14 protein-coding genes are annotated in these 15,002 nt (G+C 32.3%); 1 reads left to right on the top strand and 13 read right to left on the bottom strand.

Going from position 1 to position 15,002, the window contains the following annotated elements; translation table 11 throughout:
• Positions 1-106: 106 nt before the first annotated feature.
• Positions 107-559, bottom strand: coding sequence for a D-aminoacyl-tRNA deacylase (gene dtd, locus J7M77_RS04435; protein WP_296876403.1), 453 nt, complete (start codon positions 557-559; stop codon positions 107-109).
• Positions 560-638: 79 nt separating this feature from the next.
• Here dtd and J7M77_RS04440 point away from each other — a divergent pair, with 79 nt between their 5' ends.
• A complete protein-coding gene (locus tag J7M77_RS04440) occupies positions 639-1,904 on the top strand; it encodes a replication-associated recombination protein A (protein ID WP_296876405.1) in 1,266 nt (421 codons plus the stop codon).
• Between the two features lie 14 nt (positions 1,905-1,918).
• Here J7M77_RS04440 and J7M77_RS04445 read toward each other — a convergent pair whose 3' ends face one another.
• From J7M77_RS04445 to rny, 12 genes are all read right to left on the bottom strand, one after another.
• A complete protein-coding gene (locus J7M77_RS04445; protein ID WP_296876407.1) occupies positions 1,919-2,755 on the bottom strand; it encodes an MBL fold metallo-hydrolase in 837 nt (278 codons plus the stop codon).
• Positions 2,742-3,668 (bottom strand): tRNA (adenosine(37)-N6)-dimethylallyltransferase MiaA, encoded by a 927-nt coding sequence (miaA, locus tag J7M77_RS04450; RefSeq protein WP_296876408.1) that lies wholly within the window; start codon positions 3,666-3,668, stop codon positions 2,742-2,744. The genes J7M77_RS04445 and miaA overlap by 14 nt, the downstream gene beginning before the upstream one ends.
• Positions 3,668-5,509, bottom strand: coding sequence for a DNA mismatch repair endonuclease MutL (gene mutL, locus J7M77_RS04455; RefSeq protein WP_296876410.1), 1,842 nt, complete (start codon positions 5,507-5,509; stop codon positions 3,668-3,670). The genes miaA and mutL overlap by 1 nt, the downstream gene beginning before the upstream one ends.
• Positions 5,510-5,513: 4 nt before the next feature.
• The gene (gene mutS, locus J7M77_RS04460) at positions 5,514-8,027 is read right to left on the bottom strand and encodes a DNA mismatch repair protein MutS (RefSeq protein WP_296876412.1); all 2,514 of its coding nucleotides are present in this window, start codon (positions 8,025-8,027) and stop codon (positions 5,514-5,516) included.
• A 73-nt stretch (positions 8,028-8,100) separates the two neighbouring features.
• Positions 8,101-8,595, bottom strand: coding sequence for an outer spore coat protein CotE (gene cotE / locus J7M77_RS04465; RefSeq protein ID WP_296876414.1), 495 nt, complete (start codon positions 8,593-8,595; stop codon positions 8,101-8,103).
• A gap of 107 nt (positions 8,596-8,702) precedes the next feature.
• Entirely contained in the window at positions 8,703-10,217 is a 1,515-nt protein-coding gene (locus J7M77_RS04470) for an IMP dehydrogenase (RefSeq protein WP_296876417.1), read from the bottom strand.
• A gap of 74 nt (positions 10,218-10,291) precedes the next feature.
• Entirely contained in the window at positions 10,292-10,630 is a 339-nt protein-coding gene (locus J7M77_RS04475; RefSeq protein ID WP_296876419.1) for a YlbF family regulator, read from the bottom strand.
• Positions 10,611-12,056: a tRNA (N6-isopentenyl adenosine(37)-C2)-methylthiotransferase MiaB gene (miaB, locus tag J7M77_RS04480; RefSeq protein ID WP_296876421.1), complete on the bottom strand. Its 1,446-nt coding sequence runs from the start codon at positions 12,054-12,056 to the stop codon at positions 10,611-10,613. Before miaB ends, J7M77_RS04475 begins: the two co-directional genes overlap by 20 nt.
• Before the next feature lie 135 nt (positions 12,057-12,191).
• Entirely contained in the window at positions 12,192-12,437 is a 246-nt protein-coding gene (locus J7M77_RS04485) for a hypothetical protein (protein WP_296876423.1), read from the bottom strand.
• A 90-nt stretch (positions 12,438-12,527) separates the two neighbouring features.
• On the bottom strand, positions 12,528-12,788 hold the full coding sequence (locus tag J7M77_RS04490; protein WP_296876425.1) for a stage V sporulation protein S: 261 nt from the start codon (positions 12,786-12,788) through the stop codon (positions 12,528-12,530).
• A 45-nt stretch (positions 12,789-12,833) separates the two neighbouring features.
• Positions 12,834-13,610, bottom strand: a complete 777-nt coding sequence (locus tag J7M77_RS04495) for a TIGR00282 family metallophosphoesterase (protein WP_296876427.1) — start codon at positions 13,608-13,610, stop codon at positions 12,834-12,836.
• 38 nt (positions 13,611-13,648) lie between these two features.
• The coding region (gene rny, locus J7M77_RS04500; protein WP_296876429.1) for a ribonuclease Y at positions 13,649-15,002 on the bottom strand (1,354 nt) is incomplete at its 5' end.

The following is a 15,002-nucleotide window of genomic DNA, read 5'->3' on the forward strand; positions in this document are numbered from 1 at the left end:
CCCTCTCTTTCGAGTGCTCATCTAATTTACCACATCCCCTCCCTTTTGTAAATACCTTTTTTTACTTTTTTTTGCTAAAATATATCTTTTTTTGTTTTTAGCTTTTTCAATTGAAAATTTCTTTACTATCTAAAATAATTGTAACAGGTCCACTATTTACTAATGATACATCCATCATTGCACCAAATATTCCTGTTTCCACCTTTATGCCACTATCTTTTAATTTTTGATTAAAATAATCATATAATGGTTTTGAAACATCTGGCTTAGCCGCATCTAAAAAACTTGGTCTTCTTCCTTTTTTACAATTTGCATATAACGTAAATTGGGAAATTGATAAAATACTGCCACCAACATCCAATAAAGATAAATTCAATTTTTCATTTTCATCTTCAAATATTCGCAAATTAATTAATTTATCAATCATTTTATCAACGATCATTTCATTGTCATCATTAGTGATCCCTACCAATACCATGAAACCATTGCCAATTTTACCAACTACTTTATCACCAACACTTACACTACTTTCACTTACTCTTTGTACAACTAATCGCATTATAATCCACCCTATCTTTCAAATTTCAAAAATGATATAATGCTATTATAACTGATTTTCAAACTGAAAGGAAGATAATATGACTACAACTCTTGCAAATAAAATGCGTCCAACTAAACTTGACGAAATCATTGGTCAACAGCATTTAGTTGGGCCTAATTCAATTTTAACTAAATTCGTTGAAAAGAAACATCCCTTTTCAATTATCTTATATGGAGAACCAGGCTGTGGCAAAACAACAATTGCTATTGCACTAGCAAACGACCTTGATATCCCTTATCGCCTTTTCAATGCTTCATCAGGAAACAAAAAAGACATGGATGCCATTATTGCCGAAGCCAAGCTGACTAATGGCATGTTTGTAATCATTGATGAAGTTCATCGCCTTAATAAAGCTCGACAAGATGACTTATTGTCACATGTTGAAAGTGGTCTGATTACTATTGCCGGTTGTACAACCAGCAACCCCTTTCATGCCATTAATCCCGCAATTCGTTCCCGCTGTCATATTCTTGAAGTAAAACCACTTCAAGAAAACGAAATCGTTACTGGCTTGAAAAAAGCTTTAAATTCACCAAAGGGCCTTAATAATCAATATCAAGCTAGTGATATTGTTTTAACCAAGATTGCCAGAGCTTGCGGTGGTGACATACGTTATGCCTATAATTGTTTAGAAATATGTAGTGTTGTTTGTAAAGATAATTATATTGATGAAAAAACTTTTGAAAAAGCAATGATCAAAACTAACGTAACTTATGACCGTGGCGAAGATCACTATTATGATACTTTAAGCGGTTTACAAAAATCAATTCGTGGCAGTGATCCTAATGGGGCTATGTTTTATTTAGCAAAACTAATCGAAGCCGATGATTTTGAATCGTTACAAAGAAGACTGATTACCATTGCTTATGAGGATATTGGATTAGCTAATCCTAATGCCTGCATGCGTACGGTCATTGCTTTGCAAGCTGCTAAAACAATCGGTTTTCCAGAAGCCCGGATTCCACTTGCAAGTGTCATTATCGATTTATGTTTATCACCTAAATCTAAATCAAGCGAAACAGCAATCGATGCAGCTATTGAAGCCTCAAAACAGCAAACATACCGCGTTCCTGAATATTTAAAAATGACACCGGTGGGACTACAAGAAGACGAAAAATACGATTATAATCGTCCTGAACTTTGGGAATATATTAATTATCTACCACGTGAATTAGCAAATCAGCAATTCTATATTCCTTGGATGACTAGCAACTACGAAAAAGCTTTAGCTGAAAATTATCGGCGAATTTTAAAACACGGACGCACTAGCAACATAAAAAAATTAAATCAAAAAAACAAATAGGACTGCCAAAAGTCCTATTTTTGTCCATTTAGATCAAATATTTCCATCCCACTATGAATTACTTGTAACTTATTTTCCATAATCTTTTTTAAAATTCTAATTGCCTCTATCCCCGTGCAATGTCCCGTATAAAAAACTGTCGGTAACTGTTTTAACAATTCACCAGTTTTTTCAATTGTTTCAATTTCCAACTCATTATACGGTTCTTTTTTGATCATATGAAAACCGCTAATTACAAAATTTGGATATTTAGCAAAAATTTGATGATACTGAGTTAAAATATTGATAATTCCATTATGACCACAGCCCGAAAATAAATATTGCTGATCATTATCTTTGACAACTAAATATTGTTCATGAATAAAATCATCCTGGACTAGATTACCAGCAACTTTTTTCATTATCCGCCTGTTAGCTTCAGGCCAATATTTTCTGCCTTGTACTCCTGCAAAGATCATTACCTCTTCATCAATTTTTAACATTTCATCAACTAAAACAAGCTGTTTTAAATTCCAAATCCGTTTATCAATACCAATATATTTAGATTGATCTCCATGAAGACTATAATAATCATTACTAGCAGTTTTTTGAATATAAATTTTAGCTTGGGGATTAATTTTGACAAATGATAAAACCCCACCACAATGATCATAATGACCATGAGATAAAATAACCAAATCAACTTTAGTTAAATCTATTTTCAATTTCTTAGCATTATTGATAAAAGCATCACTAGTCCCAGTATCCATTAAAATCCGATGATTTTTAGTTTCAATATAAAAACTTAAACCATGTTCATATAAACAATTTATTTCTCCCTTAGTATCTTCAATCAAATTAACGATCTTCATAACTATCCTCAATATAGCTAATTACATTTTTTACTGTATTATCAAAATTAGCTAAGTCAACATCAAACCATTCCACTGGAACCTGATTATTAAACCAAGTATATTGCCTTTTAGCATAATTACGAGAATGTTTTTTAATCAATTCAATTGTTTCTTCTAAACTTTGAATTCCTTGATAATAAGCAAACCATTCTTTATAACCAATTGCTTTCATACTTTGCAAATCACTAGAATATCCTTTTTTCATTAATTGATCAATTTCCGCTAATAATCCTTGGGCCATCATTTCATCAACACGCTGATTGATTCGCTGATACAATATACCCCGCGGTAGAGTTAAACCAATAAACTTTGCATCATAAATCAGTTCATGTTTTTGACTTGCCAAGGTTTCACTTTTTTTAATTCCCGTACTTTCATAAATTGCAATTGCTCTTAAAACTCTTTGACGATTATTAGGATGTAATTCTTTAGCACTCAATTCATCAATTTCTAATAACCGATGATATAACTGATCATTTGAAAAATCTTGATATTTTTCAACATATTCTTGATGTTCAACTTGACTATCACTAAATTGATAATCAAATAAAGCCGCTTTAATATATAAACCAGTTCCCCCAACAATAATAGGAACCTTATTATTAGCTATAATTGTTTTTATTTTTTTTCGAACTATATCTTGAAACTCTTTAACACTAAAACTTTCACTAGGATCTTTAATATCAATTAAATGATGAACTACACCATCCATTTCTTGTTTAGTAACTTTTGCAGTACCGATATCCATGGTCCGGTAAATCTGCATTGAATCACCACTAATAACCTCACCATCAAAATACTTAGCCAAAGCTACACCCATTTTAGTTTTACCAACTCCCGTTGGTCCTACAACAATAATTACTTTATCCATTAAGCCACCCTCTTAAATAATTTTTCTAATTCATAACTTGAATAAAATACCAAGGTCGGTCTACCGTGCGGACAAACATAAGGGTTATCACAGCGCATCAGCCGATCAATAATATTTTGCATTCCTTCATTAGATAAATGGGTATTAGCTTTTAAAGAAGCTTTACAGCTAAGCGTAGCAATCGCATGATCTTGCAATTTAACAACATCAACCTTATTATCCCTCAATAACTGCGTAACCATATCTTCAATAAAAACCTGCTCATCAATATTTTGCATCCATAAAGGCAATTGCTTAATTACATAACCACAATTACCAAATACTTCCAAATTAATTCCAACCTTAGCTAACAATTCCTTTCTTTCTTCAATAATTAAAAACTCACTTAAAGGATACTCTAACGTAATCGGAATTAATAAATCACGCATTGATAAATTCAACTGCTGATATTTTTCTAAAAAATACTCATAATTAATTCTTTCCTGGGCAGCATGCTGATCAACCAGATACATTCCCGTTTCATCTTCACAAATAATATAAGTACCATGAATTTGTCCTTTGACAAATATTTTTTTCTTCATCAACTTCTCTCTAGATTCTACTTTAGTTTCAATAATCTGTTTATCAGGTACGATATATTCATTTTTTTCCTCTTCAACAAAACTAAAATCATCTTGTTTAGCTTCTTCAAAAACAACTTGTTCATCATAAGTTGCCACATCAAGAGCATCTAAATTAATTGTTGAAGCCGGTTTAATAACCGGCTGTTCAATCGGTTTTTCATAACTTAAATTTAAACTTGGCTGTTCTACAGATACGGTTGGTTTTTTATAATTAGCACTGGCATCATAAGTCAAATTAATACTAGCTAATGCTTTACTGATTCCTTCATAAATCAATTCTCTCAGCTTATTTTCTTTTGAAAAACGAACTTCTAATTTAGAAGGATGAACATTGACATCAACTAAATATGGATCAATTTCAATATTAACGATTGTTACTGGATAACGTCTATCAGCCAAATAAGGCTGATATGCATTTTTTATACTATCAACACTAACTTTATTTTTAACGACCCGCGAATTAACCATCGTGATAATGTGATTGCGGTTAGCCCGATTGACATCAATTTTAGAAATATATCCAGTTATATGAAACTCATCATCACCAAAATCAATCGGGATCATCGCTTTAGCCACATTTAACCCATAAATATTAGAAATCACTTCCAACAAGTTTCCATTACCATTAGTTTTATATATAGTTCTTCCATTATGTACTAATAAAAAAGCAATTTGCGGATGCGATAATGATAACCGTTCTAAATAGGTTTGAATATTCGCAAACTCACTATTAATCGAACGAATATATTTCAATCTAGCTGGTACATTTTGAAACAATTTTTCAATTTTAATATTGGTCCCTTTTTTACTGTCACTTTCTTTACAGCCTAAATATTTTCCATATTCATAAACAACACTAGTTCCCACTTCACCAGTACTTGTTTTTAATTCAAAATGACTAATTGAAGCAATTGAAGGAATTGCTTCACCACGAAAACCTAAAGTCTGGATACAAAATAAATCCTGATCATCTTTGATCTTACTAGTAGCATGACGACTAAAACAAAGCAAAGCATCGGCTTTTTCCATTCCATCACCATTATCAATGACCTGAATTAAATTCAATCCACCTTCTTCAATAATCACATCAATTTTCGTACTATTAGCATCAATACTATTTTCAACTAATTCCTTAACAACATTGGCCGGTCGTTCAATTACTTCACCGGCTGCAATTTTATTAGCTAAAACATCATCAAGCTGTCTGATTTTTGCCATCTACTCACCTGCTTTCACTTAACTTTTTTAATTCAATCAAGGTTGATAAAGCATCGATCGGTGATAATTGCATTGGATCAATACCCTCTAAATACTTTTCAACCACACTTGGTGTTTTTATAACTTCTGATTTTAATGAATCATCACTTAAATGATTTTCAATATTGTTCTTTTCTAACGCCTCTAATAAAATATTGGCACGATTTAATACCTCATCAGGCAATTTAGCTAATTTTGCTACATTAACCCCATAAGATTTATTCGAACGTCCTGGTCTAATACGATATAAAAAGACTAAATCATCATTTTCAATTGAAGCACTGGCATGAACATTTTTAATTCCCAAATTCTTATCTTCTAAAAATGTCAGTTCATGGTAATGAGTTGAAAATAACGTAATACATTTTATTTTCATAGCTATATATTCAATCATTGCCTGAGCAATTGCCATCCCATCAAACGTAGCTGTTCCTCGACCAATTTCATCAAAAATAATCAATGATTTTTCACTAGCAAACCTTAACGCATTATTAGCCTCTAACATTTCAACCATAAAAGTTGACTGTCCGGAAACTAAATCATCACTAGCTCCAATTCGCGTAAAGATTTGATCAAAAAGCGGAATATTCGCTTTTTGACAAGGAACAAAACAGCCAATTTGCGCCATTAACGCAATTAAAGCAATTGAACGCATATAAGTAGATTTACCACCCATGTTAGGACCAGTAATCATTAAAACTGGATCTTTGGTCGTAATATCAACATCATTAGCTACATAACTGCCTTCGCTCATTACTTTTTCAATTACACCATGACGTCCTTCAACCACGTTAAAAATTTTATCTTGATTAAACTCTGGTCTTACATAGCTGTTTTCACTAGAAATCATCGCCAATGACTGGAAGACATCAATTTTAGCCACTATTTTAGCGACATCCTGAATTAAATGAACATCTTTTTTGATTTCATTTCTAATTTGGGTAAAAATTAAATACTCTAATTTAACCATCTTATCCTGGGCATTTAATAGTTTTGATTCCATATCTTTTAACTCTGGTGTAACAAATCGTTCCCCATTGGCTAAACTTTGTTTTCGGGTATAATTAAATTCATCTTTGACCAGTGCTAAATTTCCTTTGGTTACTTCAATATAATAACCAAAGACCCGATTATAACCAACTTTTAGTCCTTTTATACCGGTTTTTTCGCGCTCTTTTTGTTCAAAATCAACTAACCACTGTTTTCCATGATTACGAATATAGCGTAATTCATCTAACTCTTCATTGAATCCATCTTTGATAATATTGCCTTCTTTGATCGTTAAAGGCGGATTATCGATAATTGCCGCTTCAATCAAATTGATAATATGATCTAAATTAATTAAATGATTAGCTAAATCATTCGTTAGCGGTTCATCAAGTGATAATAACTGATTTTTTAATTCCGGAATTACTTTCAAAGAAGCACTGATCCATTTTAGATCACGAGCATTAATATTACCAAAAGCAATTCTTGATGATAATCTTTCTAAATCATAAATATCTTTCAAGATTTCTTTGATGCTTTCCCGCTGGATAAAATAATTAGTAAAAACTTCAATAACATCTAAACGTTGATCAATCTGTTGCTGATTGATCAATGGCCGCTCGATCCATTGTTTCAGCATTCTTGATCCCATTGCTGTTTTACAATGGTCCAATAACCAGTAAAGACTGCCATATTTATCATTATTTTTAGAACCAACAGTTAGCTCCAAAGCTTTTTTTGTATATTGATCCATTATTACATAATCTTCATTTTTAATTTCTGTAATAGTTTGTAAATGTTCTAACTCTCTTTTTTGCGTATCTAATAAATAATTTAATAATAGTGATGCTGTTTTAATTTGTTTAAGATCATGAATATTTGCAAAGATCTTTTCATATTTTTCATTGTACTTATCACTTGGAAACGGTGATAATAAAATATCTTTAAATTGACGACTTTGATCACTTAGCATGACAATTTCTTTAACTGCCATTGTTTCTAACTGATTCATCAATAATTTTTCTTTCTTTTCGATATTAACAACGCTGAATTCACCAGTAGTAATATCACAAAAAGCTAATGTATAATTAAAATCAAATTCTTCCAATGATGCAATATAGTTATTTCGGTTATTCGTTAATGATTCATCAAAAATAGTTCCGGGAGTAATAATTTGCACGACACCACGTTCAACGATTCCCTTTTTTCCTGGTTCGCTTAATTGTTCAACAATAGCAACCCGATGCCCATGATCAACTAATTTTTGAATATAACCGCTAGCTGAATGAAAAGGAACGCCACACATTGGCACTCTTTCTTTAGCTCCAGCATTTTTTCCGGTTAAAGCAAATTGAAGTTCTTTAGAAACCAAAATGGCATCGTCAAAAAACATTTCATAAAAATCGCCTAAGCGAAACATCACGATTGAATCTTGATTTTTCTCTTTAATTGCAAGATATTGCATCATCATTGGACTATATTTTTGTTTCATAGATCAACCTCATTTCTAAAAATCACTACCTATTATAGCACAAGAATTCCTAAAAGAAAAAAGGCTTACGCCTTTATTTGATAAAATTTTCATTAAGCGTTAGATTGTCGATTTCATCCCAAGATTCTTGTTCATTTTTAGTTTCTACCCGAATCGTTGTTTTACCAACAACACTTAAAGAAATCTCTTTTTCAATTTCCACGACAATCTTTTCCTTTTGACATTCAACACCAACACATTTAGGTTCTTGATTACAACTAACAACCAGCTCATCTTGATCATCAAAATTACGTTCTTCTTTTTTTACTAAATCAAGTTCATTTAAGTAACTAACAGTCTGTTTTAAAATTTCACTATCATCATTATTGTTATACCATAAATGAACATCAAAAGTTCCTAAAACAACTGGTTTACCATCTCGAAAAGCCGCATGATAACGATGATTAGTGATCCAGCAACCTAAAACTTTATTAAAACTGCCAATTGCAAACGGATATTTATTAATCGTTCTTTTCTTTCCTTTAGCAATCACCGCTTGTGTAATAATTTCACGAATATTATTTGCCATGTTCTCACCTAATTTAATATATGTAACAAAGATGAAAAAATGTACTAAAATTTGTCTAATTAATGATATTTTTACTTAAAGCAAAAAGAACACTTCAATGAAGCGTTCTAATTTTGATGACCATTTGAAGACGCTGAATCTTTCAATACAACGTCATGAGCCCCACCTTCAACGATACTAGTTGAAGATACTAATGTGATCTTAGCTTTTTCTTGTAATTCAGGAATTGTTAAGGCACCACAGTTACACATTGTTGATTTAATTTTACTTAAAGTTAAATTAACATTGTCTTTTAAGCTACCAGCATAAGGCACGTATGAATCAACACCTTCTTCAAATGAAAGTTTAGCATCGCCACCTAAATCATAACGTTGCCAGTTACGAGCACGAGCTGAACCTTCTCCCCAGTATTCTTTCATATATTGACCATTGATACTAACTTTATTAGTTGGTGATTCATCAAATCTTGAGAAGTAACGACCCAACATGATAAAATCAGAACCCATTGCAAGTGCTAAAGTCATGTGGTAATCATGAACAATTCCCCCATCAGAGCAAATTGGAACATAAATACCTGTTTCTTTAAAGTATTCATCTCGAGCTTTAGCAACTTCAATTGTTGCTGTGGCTTGACCACGACCAATTCCTTTTTGTTCTCTAGTGATACAAATTGATCCACCACCGATACCGATCTTAACAAAATCAGCACCTGCTTCAGCCAAGAATCTAAATCCTTCAGCATCAACTACGTTACCAGCTCCTACTTTAACACTGTCACCATAGTTTTCTCTAATCCAGTCAATGGTAATTTTTTGCCATTCAGTAAATCCTTCAGAAGAATCAATACATAAAACATCAGCACCTGCTTCTACTAATGCGGGAACCCGTTTAGCAAAGTCACGAGTATTGATCCCTGCTCCAACGACATAACGTTTAGAAGCATCTAATAATTCATTAGGATTTGATTTTTTAGTTTCATAGTCTTTTCTAAAAACAAAATACGCTAATTTTTGATCATCATCGATGATTGGTAAAGCATTTAATTTGTTATCCCAAATTAAATCATTAGCTTCTCTTAAACTAATCCCGATATGACCACAAACTAATTTATCAAACGGAGTCATAAATTCTGATACTTTAGTATCTAATGACATTCTAGAAACCCGATAATCACGACCAGTAACGATACCTAATAGTTTTCCATTAGCACTTGCATCATCAGTTACTGCCATCGTTGAATGTCCTGTTTTTTCTTTTAAAGCAATTACATCAGCTAAAGTGTCATTGACACTTAAATTTGAATCACTTGGTACAAAACCAGCTTTATATGTTTTAGCTCTTTTTACCATTGCTGCCTGATCTTCGATTGATTGCGATCCGTAAATAAAAGAAACGCCACCTTCTCTAGCTAAAGCTACTGCCATGTTATCATCAGAAACAGCTTGCATGATTGCAGAAACTAAAGGAATATTAAGAGATAATGCTGGTTCTTCTCCTTTTTTAAATTTTACTAAAGGTGTTTTTAAACTTACATTTTTAGGTTGACACTCAGTTGAAGAGTAACCTGGAACTAATAAATATTCATTAAATGTACGTGATGGTTCATCAAAAAAATATGCCATTTTATTTCTCCTTTTCTCTATCTTTGGTTTAATATTTCATAAATTATAATTAGAAATAATAACGAAGTCAAGCATTATTTCAACAATTCTTGGTTTATATAGCCATTAATCGACTGCAGCAAATCATTAACTTCCTCTTTTAAATACAAATAATTAACAACAAGCGGATGATTTTCAAATTCTGCTTTAATTTTTTGATAAACAGCAATCGTATCAACAACCGTTTCATCTTGATTAGCTTTTTGTCTAACGATTGTTTTTTGAAGACTTTTCATCTTTTTTTCAAGTTCCTTTAGTTCTTGGTTTTTTTCAATCAAACGCTCATATTTTTGATACTCTTTAATTAATTCTAAGTTCAACAAATAATCATTTAGTTCTTTGGCGTACTTATAACTAAGATTCAACAGCTTCACCCTTTAATGCCCATGTTTTAGCTTCTGTAATTTTTACTTTAATGATCTTTCCAATATCTTGTCTATCACCTTTAAAATTAACTAGCTTTTGATGTCTTGTATAACCAGTTAACATATTTTCATCGCGTTTTGATGTTCCTTCAACTAAAACCTCTACTTCCTGATTTAAAAATCTTTGGTTTTGTTTAAACGCTTTTTCACTAACAATTTCATTTAAACGATATAAACGCTGATTTTTTTCATCCATCGGAATATTATCAGGCATTTTAGCCGCTGGAGTTCCCTCACGTGGCGAATAGACAAAAGTATATGCTAAGTCATATTCACATTCTTGATATAATGATAACGTATCTAAATACTGTTCATGAGTTTCATTAGGGAAACCAACAATGATATCAGTTGTAATTGTACAATCAGGAATATATTCTTTGATCTTATGGAATAAATCTAAATATTGTTTACGGCTATAACGACGTCCCATTAATTTTAATACCTGATCATTTCCAGATTGAACTGGTAAATGAATCGCCGGCATGATGTTATCATATTTTGCAATAACTTTGATCATTTCTTCACTAAAATCCCAAGGATGACTAGTCGTAAATCTAATCCGAGGAATATTAGTTTTCGCAACATCTTCTAATAGATTGGCAAAACTGTAATCATCACCAAGATCTTTACCATAACTATTAACATTTTGTCCTAACAAAGTAATTTCTTTGTAGCCTTGTTCAACTAAATCTTCAACTTCTTTAATAATATCTTTAGCTAGACGTGAACGTTCTTTACCACGAGTATAAGGCACGATACAGTATGTACAAAACTTATTGCAGCCATACATGATATTGACCCAGGCTTTATACTGGTTTGCCCGTTTAATTGGTGTGTTTTCAATTACATCGCCTTCTTTAGACCACACTTCAACAACCATTTCTTTACTATATAAAGCATCTTTTAATAATTCTGGTAATCGGTGCAGATTGTGAGTTCCAAAAATCAAGTCAACATGAGGATGTTTTTCTAAGATTTTTTTGATTACAACTTCCTCTTGTGCCATACAGCCGCACATTCCAAAAATCAAATCCGGATTGGTTTTTTTCAAATTTTTAATATATCCAATTTTCCCAAATACTTTTTCTTCTGCATTTTCACGAATCGCACATGTATTTAAAATAATTACATCGGCATCTTTGATTTCATCAGCCTTTTGATAAGACATACTTTCTAAAATCCCTGATAAAGTTTCACTATCACGTTCATTGGCCTGGCAGCCATAAGTCTGGATAAAATATTTCTTGCCAACTCCAACCTTAACCATATCATTAGGTATACAAAAAGCATCATCATACCGTTTTACACGATCTAATCCTCTTTTTTTCGCTTCATTTAATGAAGGTCCTTTAAAATAACTACTATAATCTTTCATTTGCTCACCACTTTTCATCTCTATTATATACATAAATATTCCACAACTCAAATATTTGTATACATTTGACTATTCTAGTAGTTTTTCTTGAATTTGTCTAGAAAAAAATAAGGACTTGCGCCCTTATTTTAATTATTAACCAAAGAATCCATCTGGTTGAATTGAGAAATATAAAACTGCACCATCTTTTGTCTTTTTAAATAGACCTTTGCAATAATTAGCAGCTTCATCTGGTGTCATTTCAGTTTCACATTCAACTTCTGCTTTAATTCCCGTTTTTTTAATGAATTTGCATTTTACTTTATCATCTTCATATCCATCAAAGAAATCAATTAATTTTTGTGTTTGTGCTGTTTGCATCAATAATTTACATTTTGCCATATAAATTCTCCTCCTATTTCACTTCCTATATTATACCGCAATGCATCAAAAAAATAAACCCCTTTCATTTAAGACAAATCAAATTTTACATTACCTTAATTCTAGCTTTAATCTAAGAGCTGTTATTTCCTTGTCATCAACGATAAGATCATGAAAAGAAGGAATACAAACGATTTCATTACCAGTAGGAATGATATATCCTCTAGCAATCGCAATCGCTTTAATTGCCTGATTTAATGCTGCTGCTCCAATTACCTGAATTTGTAGTTTAGTTTCATTTCTAAGCATACTGGCAATCGCTCCAGCAACATTATTAGGACAAGAAGATGATGATACTTTAATTGTTTCCATAACTTTCCTCCTAAAAAAATATATGAAAACAATTATTATTTATGACTAATAAGGATGATCTTGATTAATTAAAACTCGTTCCATTTTAACTGGTAAATTATTATCAAAAGTCATGATTACTCCTGATAATTGACCACTGCCTTTAGCAACCAAAAACGGAGCACTAGAACCTTTTAATCTTTTAACAATCGCATCAAGATCACAGCCAATCGCACTCATATATGGCCCCGTCATTCCAACATCACTAATAAACGCTAATTTTCCATCAATAATTTTTTCATCAGCAGTTTGCACGTGGGTATGGGTTCCTAATACCGCACTAACATTTTTATCTTTTACATAATGAGCAAAAGCAATTTTTTCACTTGTCGCTTCACCATGAAAATCAATGATATGAATATCTTGTTTTAAATCCAAATATTCATCAATTGTTTCAAACGGATTACTATAGCGACTATCCATAAAAGCCACACCTAAAACATTAGTGATCCGCACTTTTTTTCCTAAAACATCAAAAACGCGTGTTTTCACACCTGGTAAAACTTTGGGCTGATTAATTGGCACTACTAATTTATCAGCTTCATCAATATAGTCGTATAATTCTTTTTTATCAAAAGTATGATTTCCCATGGTCATGGCCTGAATTCCACAAAACGATAATTCATCATAATGTCTTTTTAATAAGCCCTTACCATGGCTTGTATTTTCTACATTGGCAATTACAAAATCAATTTTTTGATCATTTACTAGTCGATGTAAATAATCATTGATCATATCACGACCAATTGAGCCGAATATATCTCCAATAAATAATATCTTCATTGTTCTTCCTTTCATAAAAAAGATAGGCCATGCCTATCTTATTTTGCAATTTCGCTTGCTCTAATTTCTCTAATGACAGTAACTTTAATATGCCCTGGATAAGTAAGTTCTTCTTCGATTTTATTTTTAATGTCACGGGCAATTTTATGAGACATTAAATCATCAACCTTATCTGGTTTAACGACGATTCGCACTTCACGACCAGCCTGAATTGCAAAAACGCGGTCAACTCCATCAAAGCTTTTTGCCATTTCTTCTAATTTTTCTAAACGTTGAATATAATTTTCAATCGTTTCACTTCTACTTCCTGGTCTAGCCGCACTTAATGTATCAGCTGCGGCAACTAAAATAGAAATCACACTAGTAGCTGGAACATCACCATGATGTGATTCAATTGCATTAACAACAGTTGCATTTTCACCATGTTTTTTGGCAAATTTAGCTCCTAATTCAACATGGCTTCCTTCCATTTCATGATCCATCGCTTTTCCAAGATCATGTAATAAACCGGCCCGACGAGCTAACTGTTGATTTAACCCTAATTCAGATGCCATGATTCCAGCTAAATGAGCAACCTCTAATGAATGCTGCAAAGCATTTTGCCCATAGCTAGTACGGTATTTTAATTTACCAATCATCATGATAATATCTTTGTCAATTCTAGAAATTCCTAGTTCAAAAATAGCATCTTCACCAGTTTTGCGAATTACTTCATTTAACTCATTTTTAGTTTTTAAAACAACCTCTTCAATTCGACCAGGCTGGATTCGACCATCACGAATTAAAGTTTCTAATGATAATCTAGCAATTTCCCGTCTTACTGGATCAAAACATGAAATCGTAATTGCTTCTGGGGTATCATCAATGATCAAATCAACTCCAGTGCATTGTTCGATAGCTTTAATATTCCGACCTTCCCGACCGATAATTCTACCTTTCATTTCTTCGCTTGGTAAAGCAACTACCGAAACAGTTCGTTCAACTGTTTCTTCCTGGGCATAGCGATTAATTGCATTGGCGATGATATCTCGAGCAATCAATCCTGCTTTAGATTTAGCTTCTTCCTCACGATCTTTAATATAAGCCGTCATTTCTGTTGCCGTTTGCTGTTCTACCTGTTTAAACAATTCCTGTTTAGCCTCTTTGGCTGACATCGCAGCAATCTTTTCCAGTTCAACGATCTTAGCATCGATTTTTTCTTTTAATTGGTCTTCTAGTTTACCTAGTCTGGCTTCTCGTTCATCTAATTGTACTACTCTTTGCGCTAAAACATCTTCTTTTCCCTGAATCGCAATATCTCGTCGATCAATTGTTTTTTCACGTTGTAAAAGTTTATTTTCATATTCATTAATCACTTCTCTTTGCTCTTTAGCTTCTTTTTCGGCCTCCAGC

Source organism: Thomasclavelia sp. (assembly GCF_017889095.1).
Lineage (GTDB): Bacteria > Bacillota_I > Bacilli_A > Erysipelotrichales > Coprobacillaceae > Thomasclavelia.